Source organism: Kribbella sp. NPDC056345, assembly GCF_042262745.1.
Taxonomy (GTDB): Bacteria; Actinomycetota; Actinomycetes; order Propionibacteriales; family Kribbellaceae; genus Kribbella.
In genome coordinates, this window is record NZ_JBHJQQ010000006.1 from 30,019 (window position 1) to 49,769 (window position 19,751).

General features: G+C 67.8%; 19 protein-coding genes. 9 read left to right on the plus strand and 10 right to left on the minus strand.

Features of this window, described 5'->3' with window-relative positions:
* The first annotated feature begins 30 nt into the window (after positions 1-30).
* On the plus strand, positions 31-1,011 hold the full coding sequence (locus ACFCV3_RS21860) for an SMP-30/gluconolactonase/LRE family protein (protein ID WP_376032500.1): 981 nt from the start codon (positions 31-33) through the stop codon (positions 1,009-1,011).
* A 296-nt stretch (positions 1,012-1,307) separates the two neighbouring features.
* Here ACFCV3_RS21860 and ACFCV3_RS21865 read toward each other — a convergent pair whose 3' ends face one another.
* Positions 1,308-1,538 (minus strand): hypothetical protein, encoded by a 231-nt coding sequence (locus tag ACFCV3_RS21865; protein ID WP_376032502.1) that lies wholly within the window; start codon positions 1,536-1,538, stop codon positions 1,308-1,310.
* Between the two features lie 56 nt (positions 1,539-1,594).
* Between ACFCV3_RS21865 and ACFCV3_RS21870 the strand changes: the two genes are divergently transcribed.
* Complete coding sequence (locus ACFCV3_RS21870; protein WP_376032504.1) at positions 1,595-2,461, plus strand: LLM class flavin-dependent oxidoreductase; 867 nt, start codon at positions 1,595-1,597, stop codon at positions 2,459-2,461.
* Positions 2,462-2,551: 90 nt separating this feature from the next.
* Here the strand turns inward: ACFCV3_RS21870 and ACFCV3_RS21875 are convergent, their stop codons facing one another.
* Positions 2,552-2,755 (minus strand): cold-shock protein, encoded by a 204-nt coding sequence (locus ACFCV3_RS21875; RefSeq protein WP_012921273.1) that lies wholly within the window; start codon positions 2,753-2,755, stop codon positions 2,552-2,554.
* A gap of 459 nt (positions 2,756-3,214) precedes the next feature.
* Between ACFCV3_RS21875 and ACFCV3_RS21880 the strand changes: the two genes are divergently transcribed.
* Positions 3,215-3,487, plus strand: a complete 273-nt coding sequence (locus ACFCV3_RS21880) for a protealysin inhibitor emfourin (protein ID WP_376032506.1) — start codon at positions 3,215-3,217, stop codon at positions 3,485-3,487.
* Here ACFCV3_RS21880 and ACFCV3_RS21885 read toward each other — a convergent pair.
* The gene (locus tag ACFCV3_RS21885; RefSeq protein WP_376032508.1) at positions 3,484-5,067 is read right to left on the minus strand and encodes a beta-N-acetylhexosaminidase; all 1,584 of its coding nucleotides are present in this window, start codon (positions 5,065-5,067) and stop codon (positions 3,484-3,486) included. The two genes, ACFCV3_RS21880 and ACFCV3_RS21885, sit on opposite strands and share 4 nt — an antisense overlap.
* A gap of 207 nt (positions 5,068-5,274) precedes the next feature.
* Between ACFCV3_RS21885 and ACFCV3_RS21890 the strand changes: the two genes are divergently transcribed.
* Positions 5,275-5,691 (plus strand): VOC family protein, encoded by a 417-nt coding sequence (locus ACFCV3_RS21890; RefSeq protein ID WP_376032510.1) that lies wholly within the window; start codon positions 5,275-5,277, stop codon positions 5,689-5,691.
* 57 nt (positions 5,692-5,748) lie between these two features.
* A complete protein-coding gene (locus ACFCV3_RS21895) occupies positions 5,749-6,003 on the plus strand; it encodes a hypothetical protein (protein ID WP_376032512.1) in 255 nt (84 codons plus the stop codon).
* Here the strand turns inward: ACFCV3_RS21895 and ACFCV3_RS21900 are convergent.
* Positions 5,982-6,842: a DinB family protein gene (locus ACFCV3_RS21900; protein WP_376032514.1), complete on the minus strand. Its 861-nt coding sequence runs from the start codon at positions 6,840-6,842 to the stop codon at positions 5,982-5,984. The genes ACFCV3_RS21895 and ACFCV3_RS21900 overlap by 22 nt on opposite strands.
* 64 nt (positions 6,843-6,906) lie before the next feature.
* Between ACFCV3_RS21900 and ACFCV3_RS21905 the strand changes: the two genes are divergently transcribed.
* The gene (locus ACFCV3_RS21905; RefSeq protein ID WP_376032516.1) at positions 6,907-7,848 is read left to right on the plus strand and encodes a helix-turn-helix transcriptional regulator; all 942 of its coding nucleotides are present in this window, start codon (positions 6,907-6,909) and stop codon (positions 7,846-7,848) included.
* Positions 7,849-8,010: 162 nt separating this feature from the next.
* Here the strand turns inward: ACFCV3_RS21905 and ACFCV3_RS21910 are convergent, their stop codons facing one another.
* The 6 genes from ACFCV3_RS21910 to ACFCV3_RS21935 all read right to left on the minus strand — a co-directional run bounded on the left by ACFCV3_RS21910 (position 8,011) and on the right by ACFCV3_RS21935 (position 16,689).
* Positions 8,011-8,775, minus strand: coding sequence for a GNAT family N-acetyltransferase (locus tag ACFCV3_RS21910; protein WP_376032518.1), 765 nt, complete (start codon positions 8,773-8,775; stop codon positions 8,011-8,013).
* A gap of 3 nt (positions 8,776-8,778) precedes the next feature.
* Entirely contained in the window at positions 8,779-12,711 is a 3,933-nt protein-coding gene (hrpA, locus tag ACFCV3_RS21915; protein WP_376032520.1) for an ATP-dependent RNA helicase HrpA, read from the minus strand.
* 460 nt (positions 12,712-13,171) lie between these two features.
* Positions 13,172-13,579, minus strand: a complete 408-nt coding sequence (locus ACFCV3_RS21920; protein WP_376032522.1) for a universal stress protein — start codon at positions 13,577-13,579, stop codon at positions 13,172-13,174.
* 34 nt (positions 13,580-13,613) lie between these two features.
* Positions 13,614-15,176: a tripartite tricarboxylate transporter permease gene (locus tag ACFCV3_RS21925; protein WP_376032524.1), complete on the minus strand. Its 1,563-nt coding sequence runs from the start codon at positions 15,174-15,176 to the stop codon at positions 13,614-13,616.
* Complete coding sequence (locus ACFCV3_RS21930; protein ID WP_376032526.1) at positions 15,173-15,679, minus strand: tripartite tricarboxylate transporter TctB family protein; 507 nt, start codon at positions 15,677-15,679, stop codon at positions 15,173-15,175. The genes ACFCV3_RS21925 and ACFCV3_RS21930 overlap by 4 nt, the downstream gene beginning before the upstream one ends.
* A complete protein-coding gene (locus ACFCV3_RS21935) occupies positions 15,676-16,689 on the minus strand; it encodes a Bug family tripartite tricarboxylate transporter substrate binding protein (protein ID WP_376032528.1) in 1,014 nt (337 codons plus the stop codon). The genes ACFCV3_RS21930 and ACFCV3_RS21935 overlap by 4 nt, the downstream gene beginning before the upstream one ends.
* 145 nt (positions 16,690-16,834) lie before the next feature.
* Between ACFCV3_RS21935 and ACFCV3_RS21940 the strand changes: the two genes are divergently transcribed.
* The 3 genes from ACFCV3_RS21940 to ACFCV3_RS21950 are packed head-to-tail and all read left to right on the plus strand — an operon-like array spanning position 16,835 to position 19,681.
* Positions 16,835-17,605 (plus strand): IclR family transcriptional regulator, encoded by a 771-nt coding sequence (locus ACFCV3_RS21940; RefSeq protein WP_376032530.1) that lies wholly within the window; start codon positions 16,835-16,837, stop codon positions 17,603-17,605.
* Positions 17,606-17,609: 4 nt separating this feature from the next.
* The gene (locus tag ACFCV3_RS21945) at positions 17,610-18,800 is read left to right on the plus strand and encodes a CaiB/BaiF CoA transferase family protein (RefSeq protein ID WP_376032532.1); all 1,191 of its coding nucleotides are present in this window, start codon (positions 17,610-17,612) and stop codon (positions 18,798-18,800) included.
* Positions 18,797-19,681 carry a citryl-CoA lyase gene (locus tag ACFCV3_RS21950; protein WP_376032534.1) on the plus strand — a complete coding sequence of 295 codons (885 nt, stop codon included), beginning with the start codon at positions 18,797-18,799 and terminating at the stop codon, positions 19,679-19,681. Before ACFCV3_RS21945 ends, ACFCV3_RS21950 begins: the two co-directional genes overlap by 4 nt.
* Positions 19,682-19,751 lie beyond the last annotated feature (70 nt).

Sequence of the window (19,751 nt, forward strand, 5' to 3'; positions counted from 1 at the left end):
GTGGGTTCTGACTCCTAGTAGGGTCTGTCCATGAAGCCTTCGATCGCCCCCGTGCGCTGGACTCCGCCCCCCGCCGACGCCACTCGCGCCCCGTCGACCATCGAGGTTGCGACTGTCGCCGTACCGGGTCATGGTCCTGAGGACACGTTGATCGACGAGGACGGCAGCGTGCTGACCGGCCTGCTGGACGGCCGCATTCTGCGGGTCGCCGCGGACGGTACGGCGATCAGCGTGCTCGGTGACACCGGCGGACGCCCGCTCGGGCTGGAGTGGCTTCCCGATGGGAAGGTGCTGGTCTGCGACGCCAACCGCGGCCTGCTCACGCTCGACAAGGACGGCCGGGTCACGACCCTGCTGGCCGAGATCGACGGCCGCCCGATGCGCTTCTGCAACAACGCCGCCGTCGCCCCCGACGGCACGATCTACTTCACCGACTCGTCCACCCGGTTCGGCTTCGAGCACTGGAAGGCCGACCTGCTCGAGCACTCCGCCACCGGCAGCGTCTACCGCCTGACCCCCGACGGTTCGCTCACGCGCCTGGCGGGCGGCCGCGCCTTTCCCAACGGGGTAGCCCTCAGCGCCGACCACCAAACCCTCTACTGGGCCGAGACCGCGACGTACGCCGTCTACGAGCTCGACCTCGGTACGCCGGACGCGGAGCCCGGCGTACTGGCCCGTGTCCCCGGTCTGCCCGACAACATCTCGCGCGGCTCCGACGGCCTCATCTGGGTGACCATCGGCTCACCCCGCAACGCCTTCCTGGATCTCCTGCTCCCGAAGCCGCCCGCCCTCCGCAAGCTCGTCTGGGCCCTCCCCGACGCCCTCCAGCCCAAGCCCGCCGACATCATCGAGATCCAGGCCTACGACGAGTCGGGCACCCTCGTCCACGACCTCCGCGGCAACCACCCCGACTTCCGCATGCCCACCGGCGTCCGTGAGCGCGACGGAAAAGTCTGGCTGGCCAGCATCGGCACCACGACCATCGCCAGCTTCCCAACGCCCAAGCGTTAGCGCTCCACAGTACGGGCCGAGTACGGGCAGTGGCGCGTCGATCACAGTTCCTAGGGTCCAGGTTGTCGGTCAGGTGTTTCGGACGTACACGACCCTGGAGGATCGGTCATGGTGCTATCGCGTCGAGTGTTCTTGGGTGGGGCAGCCGGTGTCGCTGCGGTCGGGTTCACAGCGTCGCGGGTGGCGTTCCCGCGGCACGCGTCCGCTCTGGAGGCCGACGGGATGGAGAGCAGGATGCTCTTCGGCGACGCGCAAGCGGGAGCCGCCGTGATTCCCAAGGAGGGCGGCGACGGCAATTACCACTCGTGCCGGATCCCCTCGATCTTCGCCGTCCCCGGGACGGGCGTCGTCATCGCGATCGTCGAAGGCCGGCCCGACGGCAATCTCGACCGCAGCGGGAACTTCAACCTGCTGATGCGCCGGTCGACGGACTCCGGACTGACCTGGAGCGTCGCGACCACCCTGGCGGGAGCCGGCCTTCGCGGCTGGACGAACCCCACGCTGGTCCACGATCGGACCACAGTCATGCCCTCGACAACATGGTTGAACACTCAATCTATTCCCCGGTCGGTAGGGTGCGACCATGCGATTCGGGATCACGATCCTGCCGGAGTACCGGTGGAAAGAAGCAGAGCGGCGCTGGCGGCGGGCGGAGGAGCTCGGGTTCGACCATGCCTGGACCTACGACCACCTGACCTGGGGCGGCCTGCAGGACTCACCCTGGTACGGGACGACGCCGACCCTGACCGCGGCCGCGCTGGCGACCTCGGCGATCAAGCTGGGCACCTTCGTCACCTCACCGAACTTCCGGCACCCACTCGCCCTCACCCGCGAGATCCTTGCCCTGGACGACATCTCGGACGGTCGCTTCCTCTGCGGCCTCGGCGCCGGCGGCGGCATCGACACCACGATCCAGGGCGGTTCCGAGCTGTCCCCGCGGCAGAAGGTCGACCGGCTCACCGAATTCGTCGAGCTGCTGGACACGCTGCTGACGACCGACGGCGTCGACCACAAGGGCGAGTACTTCGAGGTCCGCAACGGCCGCACGCTCCCGGGCTGCATCCAGCAACCGCGCGTCCCCTTCGTGATGGCCGCCAACGGCCCGCGATCCCTCCGCCTGGCCGCCAAGTACGGCGCCGGCTGGGTCACCACCGGCGGCCGTGCCGACGACCTCGACAGCTGGTTCGCCCTGGTCGCCGAGCTGACCCATCGCCTCGACGACGTGCTGGCGGGGGAGGAGCGTCCGTTCGACCGTTACCTCTCGATCGACAACGGCCGCTACGCCCTCACCAGCGTCGCCGCCTTCGAAGACATCGTCGGCCGCGCCGCCGAGCTCGGCTTCACCGACGTGATCACGCACTGGCCGCGCGCGGAAGGCATCTACGCCGGCAGCGAGGACGTGCTCGAGCAGGTCGCCGCGAACGTCATCCCGCGCTTCCGCTCGGCGTAAAGCCTGGGGAAAGAGCTGCAGAAGAAAGGGCCGCACACCCGAAGGTGTGCGGCCCTTTCTTTTCAGTTTCGAGAAGAGCTGATCCGCAGATCAGATCGGGCGGATGTTCTCCGCCTGAAGGCCCTTCTGGCCCTGGGTGATCTCGAACTCGACGCGCTGGTTCTCGTCCAGCGAGCGGAAGCCCGAGGTCTGGATGGCCGAGTAGTGCGCGAACACGTCCGCGCCACCGTCATCCGGGGTGATGAAGCCGAAGCCCTTGTCAGCGTTGAACCACTTGACAGTACCGACAGCCATTGTTGTCTATCTCCTTGATGGCTTGTAACAAGACGCGATCCACACCTCATGGACCGCGTGTCGCCGAAAGGCCCCAGACGACGAAACCGGCCGTACAGCACAGCGAAAGTCAGTGGGAGTCCAAAACTGCAACGCGATAACTGTAGCCGATCTGAGGCCGCGGGGAAGGGGTGATCGAGAACACGTGTCGCTGATTGTCGCCGGTTGCCACGCTCCGTGGTCGGGTGAATTCGCCCTTACCCACCCGCCGGGGGCCTCTGGTGGAGTGCCGATTCCGGCGCCGACCTGCTGATTCGTCCTCCGGAGTGCGGGCCGGTGGATGGCAACGTGAGACAAAGGGGCCGGTACGCCGGGTAATGGGCGCGCGTTGTTGATCGAATTTTCCGGCGTGTCGCGCGGCTCTGGACATTGGTTGCACGGCACGCAATCGTGGTGCCCCAACCGCCGGAGGAGCAGCTGTTGATCGTCACCGTGACCCGCAGTGGAGGGTTCGCCGGGCTCGTCGCCCAGGGCGAGCTCGACACCAGTACCGAGCCGGACGCCGAGCAGCTGGAGGCCGCCGTACGGGCGCTGTACGGCGCCGAGCTTGGCACCGGCCGTCCGCAGCCGGACCGATACGTCTACCGGCTGGAGGTACGCGCGACCCCGGATGGGGCCGCGACGCACCTCACCATCGCCGAGCAGGACCTCAACGAGTCAACGGCCTGGCTGCTCGACCGCATTCTGGGTTAGCGCCAGGCGATCTCCGGCGCCCGGTAGAAGTTGACGCTCAGCACGTCCCAGCGCGAGCCCTGACCGGCCAGACGGTCCTTGTACGCCGTCCAGTTGAGGGCGGAGGCCGGTGACCAGCCGAGCTCGGCGATTCCGGGCAGCCGTGGGAACGCCATGAACTCGACCTTGTCGATGTCGTCCAGCGTCTCCGACCACAGTGGCGCCTCGACCCCGGCGACCGCGCTCTCCGGCAGGTTCGGGATCAGGGTCGTCGGGTTCCAGCTGTAGGCCTTCTCGACGTTGACGAGGCCCGCCCAGGACAGGCCGTACGGGGTGTCCTTGTCGTACTTCATGTCGAGGTAGGCCCGGTTGGCCGGCGACATGACCACCTTGGCGCCCTTGGTCGCCGCCTGGCGGGCGAGGTCGCGGGACTTGGTGTCGTCGGTACCCCAGTACTGGGCCAGGCTCCCGGCCGGGAGAGCGGTGTCGCCGATCTCCTGCCAGCCCATCACGCGCTTGCCGTGGTTCGTGACGATCGCGCTGGCCTTGTTCACGAAGGTGACGTAGTCCGCGTGCGGTGTCGAGTGCGCCTCGTCGCCACCCAGGTGGACGATGTCGCCCGGCGTCTGCGCGCCGACCTCACCGAACACGTCGTCGAGGAACGAGTACGTCAGCTCCTTGCCGACGCACAGCGAGCTGAAGCCGACGTTCGTCCCGGTGTAGAGCGGCGGGGCGACCCCGTTGCAGTTCAGCTCCGCGTACGACGCCAGTGCGGCGTTCGTGTGCCCAGGGGTGTCGATCTCCGGGATCACGGTGAGATACCGCTCACCGGCGTACCGGACGATCTCGGCGAAGTCCGCCTTGGTGTAGTAGCCACCCGGCGTACCGCCCACCTCGAGGCTTCCCCCGTACGTCGTCAGTCGCGGCCAGCTGTCGACCTGGATCCGCCAGCCCTGGTCGTCGGCCAGGTGCAGGTGCAGCTTGTTGAGTTTGTAGCGCGATGCGAGATCGATGTACCGCTTGACCTCCGCGACCGAGAAGAAGTGTCGCGAGACGTCCAGCATGGTGCCGCGGTAGGCGAACCGGGGGGAGTCGGAGATCGCGATCCCGGCGATCTTCCACGGACCGGCCTGCGGGGTGGCGGCGTCCGCCTTGGCAGGCAGCAGTTGCCGGAGCGTCGTGACGCCGCGGAACAGTCCCTCCGGCGTCGCCGCCGTGATCGTGACGGCCGTGCGGTCGACGCGCAACTGGTACCCCTCGGTGCCGAGAGAGCTTGCGCCGTTGGTGGAGAGCCGGATGGTGCCGGCGTCGGGGACGACCGGTACGGCGTACCCGGTCGAGCGCCGCAGCTGCGCGGCCAGCTGATCGGCCACCTTGGTGGCGGCGGCTCGCTTGGCCGGACTGGCGATGACGCCGACGGCTGCCGACGACTGGAGGGTGAAGGTCTGGCCGGACAGGACCTGTTGGGAGACGGGCTTGGGGATGAGCGCGGGGGCCGGGGTAGCTGCCTCCGCAGTTGAAACGGCGGACAGTGGTGATGCCAAGAAGGCGGCGGTCAGAAGACCGATCAGAGGACGACGGGGGCGGAGTAGTCGCTTCATGACCGTAAGTGTTCGGGCATGCGCTGTCCCCGTCAACACGATGCAGGTCCCCGGTGTGAGCTGCTTGACCGGTCAGGAAGGCGTGTCGAAAGGTGCGAACTGTCCCATCGACCTGTCATCGTAGGCGGCCGGGCCTTCCGACCAGATGGGCCCGTAGGTCCTGCTCCGACAGGGGCAGGCTGTCGAAGTGACGAAGCTGGAGGACAGATGACGCAGGTGGCAGAGCAGCCGGGCAGTACTGCCGGGCGGCTCGGCTCGGTGGTTCTGGATTGCCCGGACCCGCTGGAGCTCGCCCAGTTCTACTCGGCGCTGCTGGGGCTGGATGTCGACGAGAACGGTGACGACGACTGGCGGAGCCTGACCGGCCCAGGGTCGTCGCTCGGATTCTCGACGCTGGCCTTCCGGCGCTCGGAGGAGTACTTGCCGGCCACGTGGCCCGGCACCGATGCGCAGGATCTCCACCTCGACCTCATCGTCGAGGACCTTTCCAGCGGCCACGCCACCGTGGTCGCGCTCGGAGCGGAGCCGCTGGACCCGCTCGACCCACCTCCGGCCGACAATGCGCGCGGCTGGCGGATCTACGCCGATCCGGCCGGACACCCGTTCCGGATCTGCCTGGAGTAGCACTTCCCTAACGACACCACGCCCGCCCCGGGCCGCACGCCCGGGGCGGGCCTCTTTATGACTCGCCGCCGCCGGCAAAGGGGCAGCGCCGTCGGCGTCGTACTGACCCCGACGAAACTCGCCACCGACCTCCGCCTGGACGACGTTGCCCCGTTTGCCTCGTTGCTAGCAGCAACCAATCTGCCGATCGTCACCATCGCCGATCGCTGCGGCGACACCAGCCAGTCCTGCTTCACCCGCTGCTTCACCACCGCCCACGAAGTCTCACCCCGAGACTTCAGAGACCGCTCTCAGCGCGCGTTCGTGCCTTGATCTTCCAGGAATGCAACGACCTCGGCCCGCTTGAACCACTGCGCCCATCCCAGGACGTCGGCGTTGAAGCGCGGGTCGGTGATCGACAGATCGGCCCCACGCTCGACCAGGAACCGCACTGTCTCGAGCGCGCCGTTCCCCGCCGCCAGATGTGCCGCCGTGAACCCGTCGGTCGTCTTCTCATTCAGTCCGAAGCCGAGGTCGGCGAGCTGCGGAATGACGTCCCACCGCTGAGCCGCCGCAGCCTCCGCCAGCAACGTCGGACGCTCAGCCGCCGTCACCTCGCCGGCGAAAGCCGCGGCGAACGGGTCCTCCGGATGCAGGCCCCGATAGAAATCGCGCAGCGTCCCGACCTCGGCCCCGTGGTGGATGAGTTCGTCCAGGATGTGCAGGGCGAACGCCGTCCCGTCGTGATCTGCATACGGACCCGCGATCTCGCCCATCGGCCGATCCAGGTCCTCCTGACTCAGCGCCGCCAGCCTCCGCCGCCAGACGTCGTACGAGTGATCGAGCGCCGACAACGCCTCGGCCGCCGACCCCGGCACCGGCGGTTGCCCGTCGGCCGGATTCACCTCATGCCCGAACCACGTCGCCGTCCGGTCCTCCTGGAGGATGTCGACGATGTGCGTGATCCGCCACGCCAGTGTCGTGAACGGCGACGGGGCGGGCGGGATGTCCGACGAGTCGGGCACGAAGCCGTCGCTCGTCTTCCGAATGGTCCAGCACCCGTCGAACGGCTCCCAGAAGTACTCCTCGTCGGTCAGGCCCTGGACCCGCGCCCGCAGCCGCCCCCACGCGAAGTCGGACAGGTTCAGCAAGTTCTCCGATGTCGTGGTCATGAATCCACCGTAGGACGACCTGCGGACAGGATCGGTCCGCAGGTTGCGGCAGACTGGGGGAATCATGGACACCGCGACGAGATTGCTCCGGCTGCTGTCGCTGCTCCAGTCGCGCCCGCAGTGGGACGGCGCCGAGCTCGCGACCAAGCTCGAAATCACGCCCCGGACGGTACGGCGTGATGTCACGCGACTGCGCTCTCTCGGCTACCCGATCGACGCGGAAGCCGGTATCGGCGGCGGCTACCGCCTAGGCCCGGGCGGCCGGCTACCACCGCTGCTCCTGGAAGACGAGGAGGCGGTCGCGGTCGCCGTGGGCCTGCGCGCTGCCTCGACCAGCATGGTCTCGGGCGTCGAAGAAGCAGCCGCCTCAGCGCTGGCCAAACTCAACCAGGTCCTACCTGCCCGCCTCCGCGAACAGGTCAGTGCAATCGGTGCCCAAGTAGCCCAGCTACCCCAAGGCGAACTCCCGACCATCGACGGGGAGACCCTCACCACCCTCGCCGCCGCCTGCCGCGACACCGAAGGCCTCCGCTTCGCCTACAGCACCCACGACGGCACCGACTCGAACCGCAGTGTCGAACCTCTCCGCATCGTCCACACCGGCCGCCGCTGGTACCTGGTAGCCCGAGACCGCGATCGCGACGCCTGGCGCACCTTCCGCGTGGACCGCATCACCAACCCCGAACGAACCGGCATCCGCTACACCTTCGACAACCCACCCGACCCACTCGCCTTCATCACCGAAAGCACCGGCATAGCCCCCTGGAACCTGGTAGCCCGAGTCCGAGTCCAGGTAGACGCCGAAACCGCCCGCCAGCAACTCCCACCCCGAGAAGTCGTCGTAGACCCCATCGACGCCAACACCTGCGAACTCCGCTTTGCCGCCAACGACCTGGGCCCCCTCCTCTTCCAAACCACCCGCATCCCCTGGCCCTTCGAAATCCTCCACCCACCCGAACTCCGAACCGCCGTCCACGCCCTAGGCCAACGCCTCCTCAACACCTAACGCCCGGACCCCCACGCCATCACAATCGCCCGCAACTGCGCACTCCCCGCGGGCTCCCACCACACCCACCCCAATTGTGATGGCCTGCAGATCCGGACCCGCCGCCCACCTGAGCGTGCCGGGCACCGCGACCACAGAGTTGGACGGTGCCGGCGATCCGCCTCAAACCTGAGCCAGGTACCTCGCATAGCTGGTGAACGGCACGAAACCGAGCCTGCGATACACCGGCAGACCGAGTTCGGTCGACTGCAGCGTCACCACGCGAGCGCCGGACTCGAATGCCGCGCGGACCGCAGCCCGCGTCGCCAGCTCGCCATAACCGCGCCGGCGGAAATCCGTACAGGTGGCAACCCAATACACGCCGGCCCCGCTGCCCGACATCACAGCCATCGCGCACGCCACCGGCCGCCCCTCGACCCTGACGACGAACGCTGCCGCCTCAGGTGCGAGCAGCGCCCCGGACGACGCAAAATGTGCCACCACCGAAGCGTCCCCGAGCAGACTCTCGTGAACCGCGCCGAACCCGGCGACACCAGTCGAATCGGCAACCCGGACCAGTTCGACCGAGTCCGAGACCACAGGCAGGCCGGGTGGTTCGTACGTCGCCATCCCGACCGTGGCCGAGCGAAGGCGCAGCCCCGAGGCGACCGCCGCCTCAATCAAGTCGTCGTCGCGCTCGGTCGAGGCCCACAAGATGATGTCGCGGCCCTGCTGCTCCGAGAACGACCGCACTTCCTCAATCGTCGAGTCCGGGTCCGCCCCCGGGTCGAGGCGGACCGCAGCGTTGTGGAATGCCCCGGTGAACGGCGTAGCGGCCGCCACCAGCAGGACGGCCGCTTTCTCCACGATCGTGGCACCGGCGGCATGGGCAGCGAAATGCCGCAACGCTGCCGCGACATTCCGGTCCGCGGCCTCGTGAAGATCCACGCCTCAGGCCTGGGCCAGCGCCTTGCGGATGCGTTTCTCGGAGACTGGGTACGGGGTGCCGATGGTTTGGGCGAAGAGGCTGATGCGGAGTTCTTCGAGCATCCAGCGGACTTCGAGGAGTTCGGGGGAGGGGTACTTGCCGGTCGGTACGGCGCGCAGGCGGTTCTGGTACTCGTCGGCGAGCATCTGCACGATCGCCATCCCCGACCGGTCCCGCATCGCGTTCGCCCCGATCTTGTCGAGCCGCTGTTCCATCCCGCGCAGGTACCGCACCAGATCCGGCAGTCGTGCAGCCCCAGTCCGCGTGATGAAGCCCGGATTGATGAGCGCCTCCAACTGACCGCGGACGTCGGACAACGCCGCCAGCAACGCCGGACTGGACGCACGCGAGATCGCCTTGTCCACTGTCCGTGCGTGCCCGAGCACCTGTTCCACCTGCCGCAGAATCCCGACCACAGTGTCAGCAAGATCCGACCGTACGGCGTCTCGCAGTACCGAGAAGGCGGTCAGGTTCCACGCCGGCCCGTGTGCCGCGGTCATCAGCTGATCGACCGCCGCGGCGATCGCGTCGTCGAGCAGTTCGCCGACATTGCGGTGCGGACCGGCCAGCAGTGTGAGCTTCTGGGCGCTGGTCAACTGACGCTGTACGACGTCGATCACCGACGGCATCGTGAGCAGCAGCAACCGGCGCGTGCCGTTCCACATCGCCGCGGCCTGGTCGCGCTCGGTCTCGTGCAACCGGATCGCCACCGTCTTGCCTTCGTCGACCAGGGCCGGATACCCAGCCACGGTCAACCCGTTGCGATGCTCGGAGAAGCTCCGCGGCAGATCACCGAACGTCCAGTCCGTCAGCCCCGAACGCTCCAGCCCGCTGACCGCCTTCGACGCGACCTTCGAGATCGCAGCCGTCGTCTTCGGCTTCAGCCGTTCCTTGAGCTTGGCAAGATCCTTGCCCTCGGCCACTGTCTTGCCCTGGTCGTCGACCACCCGGAACGTCATCCGCAGGTGTTCCGGAACCCGGCTCCAGTCCCAGTCGGTCTCCTCGATGATCACTTCGCGCAGGTTCCGCAGCTCGTGAGCCATCGCCGTCGTCAGCGGTCCGGACGACGGATCCAGGAACGGCAGGATCTGCCGCGCATGATCCGGCGCCGGCACGATGTTGCGCCTGATGGCCTTGGGCAACGACTTGATCAGCGTGGTGACCAGCTCCTCGCGGAACCCGGGCACACTCCACTCGAACCCGTCCGCGGTCACCTGGTTCAGCACCAGCAACGGCAGGTGCACGGTCACCCCGTCGGCGTCCGTACCAGGCTCGAACGCGTAGGTGAGATCGAAGGTCATCCCGTTCTGCGACCAGTGCAGGGGGAACTCCTCCTCCTTCACCTCCGCGCCTTCACGCACCACGAGTGACCGTTCGAAGTCGAGCAGGTCGGCATCGCGCTGCCGGGCCGTCTTCCACCACGTGTCGAAGTGCCGCCCGGTGACGACCTCCGCGCCGATCCGCTCGTCGTAGAACGCGAACAGCGTCTCGTCGTCGACCAACAGGTCGCGTCGCCGGGTGCGCTCCTCGAGCTCCTCGACTTCCTCGATCAGCTTCCGGTTCTCGTGGAAGAACTTGTGGTGCGTGTCCCAGTCGCCCTCGACCAGCGCATGCCGGATGAACAGTTCGCGGGAGGCCTCCGGGTCGACCTTCCCGTAGTTGACCTTGCGCCGGGCAACGATCGGTACGCCGTACAGGGTGACCTTCTCGTAGGCCATCACCGCACCGGCCTTGCGTTCCCAGTGCGGTTCGGAGTACGACCGCTTGATCAGATGCGGAGCGAGGTCCTCGGCCCATTCGGGCTCGATCTTCGCGTTCACCCGCGCCCACAGCCGCGAGGTCTCGACGAGCTCGGCCGCCATCACGAACTGCGGTGGCTTCTTGAACAGGCCGGACCCCGGGAAGATGGCAAACCGCGTTCCCCGGGCACCGAGGTACTGGTGCTGGTTCGCCGGATCCTTCATCCCGAGGTGCGAGAGCAGCCCGGACATCAGCGCGATGTGCACGCTCTGCGGGTCGGCCGGCTCGCCGCTGTTCAGCGTGACACCGATCTGCGCAGCGACCTGCCGCAGTTGCGCGAAGATGTCCTGCCACTCGCGCACCCGCAGATAGTTCAGGTACTCGCCACGGCACATCCGGCGGAACTGGTTCCCCGACAGCTCCTTCTGCTGCTTCTTCAGATAGGCCCACAGATTGAGGTAGCCGAGGAAGTCGCTGTTCGGGTCGCGGAACCGCGCATGCGCCTGCTGAGCCTGGGCCTGCGCCTCGGTCGGGCGCTCCCGCGGATCCTGGATCGACAGCGCGGCCGCGATCACCATCACCTCGCGGACACACGCGTGCTTGTCCGCCTCGACGATCATCCGCGCCAGCCGTGGGTCGAGCGGGATCTGCGCGAGCTGCTTCCCGATCGGCGTCAGCCGGCGATGCCGCTCGCCGCTCTTGGCCGGCTCGATCGCGCCGAGCTCGGTCAGCAGCTGCAGACCGTCGGTGATGCTGCGCTTGTCCGGCTCGTCGATGAACGGGAACGCCGCGATGTCACCGAGCCCGATCGCGGTCATCTGCAGAATGACGGAGGCGAGGTTGGTCCGCAGGATCTCCGGGTCGGTGAATTCGTCCCGGCTCTCGAAGTGCTCCTCGGAGTACAGCCGGATACAGATACCGTCGCTGGTCCGCCCGCACCGGCCCTTCCGCTGGTTCGCGCTCGCCTGCGAGACGGCCTCGATCGGCAGGTGCTGCACCTTGGTCCGATGGCTGTACCGCGAGATCCGCGCCGTACCGGGGTCGATCACGTACTTGATCCCGGGCACCGTCAACGAGGTCTCGGCCACGTTGGTCGCGAGCACGATCCGGCGGTTACCGCTCGGCTGGAAGACCCGATGCTGCTCGGCATTCGACAACCGCGCATACAACGGCAGCACCTCGACCGCGCCCGGCCGGCCGCGCTGAGCGGCGTACTTGTCACTCAAAGCATCCGCGGTGTCCCGGATCTCCCGCTCACCGCTGAGAAACACCAGTACGTCGCCCGCCGCCTCGTACTCGAGTTCGTCGACGGCGTCCAGGATCGCCTGGGTCTGGTCGCGATCGATCGTGCTCGGGTCGTCGGGGTCGTTGATCGGCCGGTACCGCACCTCGACCGGATAGGTCCGCCCGGACACCTCGACGATCGGCGCCGGCGTACCGTTGCCGTCGGCAAAGTGTTCGGCGAACCGCTCGGGATCGATGGTCGCCGAGGTGATAATGACTTTCAGGTCGGGGCGGCGAGGTAGCAGCTGCTTCAGGTAGCCGAGGATGAAGTCGATGTTGAGACTGCGCTCGTGCGCCTCGTCGATGATGAGCGTGTCGTACCGGCTCAGGTCGCGATCCCGCTGCAACTCGTTCAGCAGAATGCCGTCGGTCATCAGCTTCACCAGCGACCGCTCACTCACCTTGTCGGTGAACCGCACCGCGAAACCGATCGTCTCACCGAGCTCGGTGTCCAGCTCCGACGCGATCCGCTCCGCCACCGTCCGAGCCGCCAGCCGCCGCGGCTGCGTGTGCCCGATCATTCCCCGGATCCCACGCCCCAGCTCCAGGCAGATCTTCGGCAGCTGCGTCGTCTTCCCCGACCCGGTCTCACCGGCCACAATCACCACCTGATGGGCCTGGATCGCCGCCGCGATCTCGTCCTTCAGCTGACTGACCGGCAACTCCGCCGGATAAGTGATCTCCGGTACGGCGCTCCGCCGGAACTCGACCCGCCGCTCAGCCTGCTCGATCGCCCCGATCACACCCTGCAGCGCATCAGCCCGCTTCCGAGCCTCCTTCGTCCCCCGAACCCGCTCCAGCCGCCGCCCCAACTGCTCCCGGTCATAAGCCGTCAACTCGTTCAGCCGCGCCACAACCTCAGCCAGATTCACCTCAACCCCATCACCCCCGTCCCCACCCTCCACATCCCCCCGCCCACGAGCACGCCCTGCGCCGTTGTCACGGCCCGCGCCACTCTCAACCGGCGTACCGCCCTCGCGCTGCGCACTGCCCTTACCGCCGGGCCGACGCCGACGACGAGGCCGCGAACCACCACCCGCGGCGCGATCCTGCGCGGCACCCCGCCCTCCGGCGTGGTCAGCGGGGACGCGACCACCTGGCGCTCCACCGCCCGGGGCGTCACCCGCGCCCGTACCGGCTGCGGGAGCATCACCTGCGCCGTCGGCACGCGGCGTGCGCCCGCCACCTGCGGGACCGGGGGTAGGCGTGGGGGAGTCCTTGGCAGGACCGGGGGCTGGGGAAGGACTCGACGACTCGGTCCGGGCATCAGGCATGGCAGCACCAAGTTTAGGCGGCCCGCCCCAACCACTCACATGGTTTACCCCGGAGCCGTCAGTCGTCGTGGGCTGACGGCGCCTTGACCGCGAGGACGGGGACCGGGGATTCGAGCAGCACGCGCTGGGCGGTGCTGCCGAGGATGAGCTTGCCGACGGGGGACCGGCGGCGGAGACCGAGCACGATCAGGCCGACATCTTCGGCGGCGGCTGCCTTCAGGAGCTCGCCGGCGACGTCGCCGTTCGAGACTGCTTGCTGGATGGTGACCTCGACGCCGTGTTCACGCAGTTTGGCCGAGGCGGCCTCGAGCTCGGCCTCGTTGGCGTAGCGGGCGTCGATGTAGGCGTCGCCGCGGCTGGTGTTGAGCAGCAGGACCGAGGCGCCGCGCAGGGCGGCCTCGGCTCCGGCCGCCGTCAGCGCGGCCTCGCCCTCGGCGGTTGGCACGTACCCGACCAGAATCTTCACGAAGCCCAGCCCTTCTCTGACCAAGTGATCAGCATCAGTCGTCCTCACCGAAGGTCAGCCGCTGGTGGGCGGGCTGGGTGCCGCGGAGGCGCGCGACGATTCTCGGCAGGTACGGCACGAACAGCGCGAGCACGGTCAGCACGATGATGACCAGGCTCAGCGGTCGGGTGAAGAATACGCTGCCGTCGCCGTTGGAGATGACCAGTGCCCGGCGGAACTGCTCTTCCATCGTCGGACCCAGGATCACGCCGAGGATGACCGGCGCGATCGGGAAGTCGAGTTTGCGCATGAAGAAGCCCACGACACCGATCAGGAGCGCCATCAGCACCTCGTAGCCCGACCCCGACAGCGAGTACACCCCGAGGCACGCGAAGACCAGGATCCCGGCGTACAGGAGTGGGCGCGGAACCTTGAGCACCTGCACCCAGAGCCCGATCAGCGGCAGGTTCATGATCAGCAGGATCAGGTTGCCGATGTACAGCGAGGCGATCAGCGTCCAGACCAGCGTGCTGTTGTTCTCGAACAGTTGCGGGCCGGGCTGCACGTTGAAGATCTGGAACGCCGCGAGCATCACCGCGGCGGTCGCCGACGTCGGCAGCCCGAGCGTCAGCAGCGGAACCAGTACGCCGGAGAACGACGCATTGTTCGCGGCCTCCGGACCAGCGACCCCCTCGATAGCACCGTTCCCGAACTCGTCCCGCCCCTTCTTCCGGGCCCGCCGCCGCTCGATCGAGTACGACAGGAACGTCGGTACCTCGGCACCGCCGGACGGGATAGCCCCGAACGGGAAGCCGAGCGCCGTACCGCGCAACCACGGCGCCCACGACCGCTTCCAGTCGGACCTGGTCAAATACCCCGTCCGCAGCCGCCCCTTCTCCAGTACGGCGGGCCGGTCCGGAGTCGACCGCAGTTTCGATGCCACGTGCAACGTCTCGCCGATCGCGAACAACCCGACGATCACGATCACCACGTCGATCCCGTCGAGCAGCCGCAGCGAACCGAACGTGTACCGCGGTGCGCCCGACAGACTGTCGAGCCCGATCAACCCGATGAACAGACCGACGGTCAGCGACAGCAACCCCCGGACCATCGAGTGACCGACAAGCGCCGTCACCGCGACCATCGCGAGCAGCGTAACGGCGAAGTAGTCGGTCGCCTGGAAGTGACTGGCCAGACTGCCGATCGGCTTGGCCACGAACGTCAGCAGCACGGTCGAGATCGTGCCGGCCACGAACGACCCGATCGCCGCCGTCGCCAGCGCCGCCCGGGCACGCCCCTTCAAGGCCATCTTGTGGCCCTCGATCGCGGTCGCGACCGACGCCGATTCGCCCGGCGTGTTGATCAGGATCGAGGTCGTCGAACCGCCGTACATCGCGCCGTAGTAGATCCCGGCGAACATGATGAACGCGCCGATCGGGTCGGAGAAGTTGAAGGTGATCGGCAGCAGCAGCGCGATCGTCAGCGCCGGGCCGATACCGGGCAGGATGCCGACGAGCATGCCGAGGGTGACACCGAGGACGGCCCACAGCAGGTTCATCGGGTCGAGGACGGTACCGAATCCGTGCAGCAGGTCGCCGCCGACACTCAGGGTGATCACAGGCCCAGCACCCCTTCCGGCAGCGAGATGTCGAGGAAGCGGGTGAAGGCGACGTACACAAGGATCGTCAGGACGAGCGAGACCACGATGTCCCGCACCAGTTGCCTACTGCCGAGGACGCGGGCGGCGGCGAAGAACAACAGCGCGGTCGCGATCACGTAGCCCAGCGGTACGACGAGGAGCGCGTACAGCACGAGTAGCGCAGACAAGGAGACTGGCTCGAACCAGGCCCGCTCTCCCTCGGCCCTGGCGGTCTTCGGCGACCGCAGTCCCTCGATCAGGTAGCCGATCGAGAAGAGTAGCCAAGCCGTTGTCACGAGCAACGGAAAGAATCGCGGCCCGGCCGGGTCGAAACCCTTGGGACTGCGGATGTCGAAGACGCCCACCAGGAACGTCGCGCTCAGCACGATCAGCACGAGCGCCGCGATGATCCGGACCAGCCTGGACGCCTCGACCTCGACGTCTGCTGCTCTCACCTCAGCTGTTTCTTCGGAGGCGCTCATACGATCCCCAGCTCCTTCAGGAGAGCCTGCACCCGGGTGGTCTCGTCGGCGATGAACCTGCTCGCGTCGTCACCGGTCTTGAAGAACTCGGTCCAGCCCTGCTTCTTCCGGATCTCGGCCCACTCCGGCGAGGTGTTCACCTTCGTCACGAACTCGACCAGCCGCTGCCGGTCGGCGGCCGGAATATCGGGCGGTGCCACGATCGCCCGCCAGTTCTGGACCTCGGCGTCGTACCCCTCGGACTTCATCGTCGGCAACTGCTTGCCGGCAACGGTGACCGGCTCGGCGCCGGTGGTCGCGAGCACCCGCATCTTGCCGGCGGTGATCTGCTCCTCGAACTCGCTCACCCCGGAGATGCCGACGGTGACGTCACCGGACAGGATCGCGGCGGTCGCCTCACCACCACCGGAGTAGCTGATGTACTTCACCTTCGCCGGATCCAGCCCGGCGGCCTTCACCAGCGTGCCCGCCGTGATGTGGTCCGTCCCGCCGATCGTGCCGCCGCCCCAGCTGACCTTGGCGGGGTCGGACCTGTAGAGCTCGACCAGGTCCTTGAGAGTCTTCAGCGGGGAGTCGGCCTTGACCACGATCACCTCTTGCTCGGCGGTGATCGTCGCGATCGGAGTGGTGTCGGAGACCCTGATCTGGGATTGGTTCAGAGTCAGCGCGCCGACCATCACCAGCCCGGTGATCATCAGCGTGTGCGGGTCCTTGCGGTTCTTGGTGACCAGCTTGGAGATCCCGACCGCGCCACCGGCACCGGTCACGTTCACGACCGACACGGAACGGTCGGGCAGCAGCTTGTCCTCCTGGACCACGTGCTGGAACTGCCGCGCGGTCAGGTCCCAGCCGCCACCAGGCGCGGCGGGCACCATGATCTCGACATTGCGGCTGGGGAAGTCACCGGCGACGCTGCCGCCTTCGAGTGTCTTCGCCAGCGCGGAACAGCCGCTGAGCAGCAGGCTGAGCGCCAGGCCTGCGGCGACCAGCGCCATCCTGGTTCGCGCCATGGGATGCCTCCGGGGGCGTGGGGTCCGATGATCGAAAACGTAGCAGCATTCCACCAGGGGGTACAGAGATTCCGTTCTGCGGTACGGCGGTCTATCGTCGAAGGGACGCTTCTGCTTCCCAGGCGGCGTGGAGAGGGGTACGGGAATGGCCGACGGTGACGGGGTCCGCAGTGTGCACCGTGCGCTGGACCTGCTGGAACGCTTCGATGACGAGCACCCTAGCTGGACGCTCGCGGCACTCACCACCGCCAGTGGGTTGCCGAAGACAACAGTTCTCCGACTCGTGACCACGCTCGAGCAACGCGGCCTGGTTGCAGCGATCGGCCCCGGAAAGTACGCGATCGGCCCCGGCTTCCTCCGCTGGTCCCGACTGAGCAGCGCGACGATGGAGATTCCGCCGGCCGTCCGCGCCGCGATGGGCCGGCTGGCCCAGGAAACGGGGGAGACCGCCAACCTCTACATCCGCGTCGGCCGCACCCGAGTCTGCCTCGCACAGGCCCAAGGCACGTTAAGCATCCGGCACACAATCGCAGTCGGCTCGTCAATGCCGCTGTGGAGCGGCGCCGCGTCGAAGGTGCTCCTCACCGATCCGCCGGTGCTCTCGGTAGATCCGTCCGTGATCGAGGAGATCGCCCTCGAAGCCCCCCGCCCACCCGGCTTCGCCAAACGCCTCCGCGCAGCCGCCGCCGACGCCGACACCCGCGGTTTCGCCATCAGCCACGGAGAACGCGAGCTAGGCGCCTCAGGCGTAGCCGCCCCGATCCGCCGCCCCGACGGCCGCGTAGTAGCCGCCATCGCCATCGGCGGCCCCACCACCCGCTTCAGCGACGACCGCCTCCCCGCCTACATCAACGCCGTCCGCCGCTGCGCCGCCACCATCAACACCACCAACTGGAGCGGCTTCAGTGCAACCTGATCTGTTGGCCGGAGTACGCGTACTGGACCTCACCAACGTCCTGGCCGGCCCTTTCGCGGGGTACCAGCTCGCCCTGATGGGCGCGGACGTGATCAAGGTCGAGGTCCCGGGAACGGGTGATCTCGCGCGCAACCTCGGCGGAGATCCAGAGCTCTCGCGCGCCGGCCTGGGAATCTCATTCCTCGCTCAGAACGCCGGGAAACGCTCTCTCACGCTGGATCTCAAGAACGCCGACGCTCGAGAAATCTTCGAGCGGCTCGTTCACGAGGCCGACGTTCTCCTGGAGAACTTCCGCCCCGGCGTTCTCGCGCGGCTCGGTTTCCCGGTGGAGACCCTGCATCAGCTGAACCCCGGTCTCGTGTACTGCGCGGTCTCCGGCTTCGGCCAGACCGGCCCGATGCGCGGGCGCCCGGCGTACGACCAGATCATCCAGGGTCTCTCCGGCATCATGAGCGTCACGGGTACGCCAGAGAGCGCTCCAACGAGAACGGGTTTCCCGATCGCCGACACCCTCGGCGGATACGCCGCCGCCTTCGCGATCTCGGCCGCTCTCGTGAAACGCTCTCGCACCGGGATCGGCAGCTTCCTGGACGTCTCGATGCTGGAGACCGCCGTCGCCGCCATGGGCTGGGTGGTCTCCGACTACCTCATCGGCGGTCGTGTTCCCCAGGCCATGGGTAACGAGAACGCGACCTCCGCCCCGTCCGGCACCTTCCGTACCGCCGACGGCGCCCTCAACATCGCCGCCAACAAACAGGAGCAGTACGTCGAACTCTGCCGCGTACTCGGCCGCCCCGACCTGATCGTCGACGAGCGCTTCGCCACCCGCGAGTCCCGCAAGGCCCACCGCACCGAACTCAAAGCCGAGCTGGAAAAGACCCTGGAGCAGGCCTCAGCCGCCCACTGGGACAACCTGCTCGCCAACACCGGCGTACCGGTCGCCCCCGTCCTCACCGTCGAGGAAGCGCTCTCTCTGGATCAGCTCTCCGAGCGCGAACTCTTCCACGATCTCCCCATGCCTGACGGCAGAGAGCGCTCTCTGCGAGTCCTCGGCAGCAGCGTCCACGTAGACGGCCAAGCCGTAGGCCCCACCACCCGCCCACCCCGCCTAGGCGAACACACCCCCGAAATCCTCACCGAACTCGGCTACACCAAAGCCGAGATAGAAGCCCTAGCAGCAAAGGGAGCAACATGACCGCCCCAGAAACCCCCAACCCCAACGCGGCCCCCGACAACCCCGCGCCCGCCAGTGGGCCCACCCCGGGGGAGTCCGGTGGCACCTCCACCACCGACCCCGGTACGGCGGCGGCGGACTGGTGGGCTACTGGGATCTCGGACATCGGTCGCGGGAGCATCCGGTTCCACGGGTATGCGATCGAGGAACTGATCGGCGCGGTCACCTTCCCGCAGATGATCTGGTTGATGGTCCGCGGCGACCTCCCGTCCCCAGCCCAAGCCCGCCTGCTGGAACTGACCCTCGTCGCCGCCGTCGACCACGGCCCCCAGGCCCCGTCGATCGCCGCCGCCCGCATGGCCGCCTCCTGCGGACTTCCGCTCAACAACGCGATCGCCACCGGCGTCAACCTCCTCGGCGACGTCCACGGCGGCGCCGGCCAGCAATGCCTGGAACTCCTCTACGACCTGGCCGCGTCCGAGCAGGACCCCGACTCCGCCGCCCGGGACCTCGTCGCGTCGTACAAGTCCCGCAAGGCCTATCTCCCCGGCTTCGGGCACCGCTTCCACCCCCGCGACCCCCGCCGCGACCCCCTCATCACCGCCACCGAGCAAGCCGTTGCCGAAGGCACCATCTCCGGTAAGCACCTGCAGATCGCTCTCGCGCTGGAGACCGCGCTCGCCCCCATCCCCATGAACGTCGACGCCGCCACCGCGACTATCTACGCCGAACTCGGCTTCGACCCCCCACTCGCCCGCGGCCTCTTCATCCTGTCCCGCTCGGTCGGCCTCCTGGCCCACGCCCACGAACAATCCCAGGACCCCACCCGCATCAAAGGCCCCCTCCCGAAGAGCATCCTCCCGACGTACACCGGGACCCCGCCCCGCACCCTCGCGACCTGACCCCCGCGAGTCACCCACCTCAGAGCCACCACCTGTGGCGTGAGCGGACCGCTCCCACTCACCAACCCGG

Coding starts and splice junctions, on each gene's coding strand:
- ACFCV3_RS21860 (WP_376032500.1), top strand. CDS start 31: ATGAAGCCTTCGATCGCCCCCGTGCGCTGGACTCCGCCCCCCGCCGAC.
- ACFCV3_RS21865 (WP_376032502.1), bottom strand. CDS start 1,538: ATGACTGTGGTCCGATCGTGGACCAGCGTGGGGTTCGTCCAGCCGCGA.
- ACFCV3_RS21870 (WP_376032504.1), top strand. CDS start 1,595: ATGCGATTCGGGATCACGATCCTGCCGGAGTACCGGTGGAAAGAAGCA.
- ACFCV3_RS21875 (WP_012921273.1), bottom strand. CDS start 2,755: ATGGCTGTCGGTACTGTCAAGTGGTTCAACGCTGACAAGGGCTTCGGC.
- ACFCV3_RS21885 (WP_376032508.1), bottom strand. CDS start 5,067: ATGAAGCGACTACTCCGCCCCCGTCGTCCTCTGATCGGTCTTCTGACC.
- ACFCV3_RS21890 (WP_376032510.1), top strand. CDS start 5,275: ATGACGCAGGTGGCAGAGCAGCCGGGCAGTACTGCCGGGCGGCTCGGC.
- ACFCV3_RS21895 (WP_376032512.1), top strand. CDS start 5,749: ATGACTCGCCGCCGCCGGCAAAGGGGCAGCGCCGTCGGCGTCGTACTG.
- ACFCV3_RS21900 (WP_376032514.1), bottom strand. CDS start 6,842: ATGACCACGACATCGGAGAACTTGCTGAACCTGTCCGACTTCGCGTGG.
- ACFCV3_RS21905 (WP_376032516.1), top strand. CDS start 6,907: ATGGACACCGCGACGAGATTGCTCCGGCTGCTGTCGCTGCTCCAGTCG.
- ACFCV3_RS21930 (WP_376032526.1), bottom strand. CDS start 15,679: ATGAGCGCCTCCGAAGAAACAGCTGAGGTGAGAGCAGCAGACGTCGAG.
- ACFCV3_RS21935 (WP_376032528.1), bottom strand. CDS start 16,689: ATGGCGCGAACCAGGATGGCGCTGGTCGCCGCAGGCCTGGCGCTCAGC.
- ACFCV3_RS21940 (WP_376032530.1), top strand. CDS start 16,835: ATGGCCGACGGTGACGGGGTCCGCAGTGTGCACCGTGCGCTGGACCTG.
- ACFCV3_RS21950 (WP_376032534.1), top strand. CDS start 18,797: ATGACCGCCCCAGAAACCCCCAACCCCAACGCGGCCCCCGACAACCCC.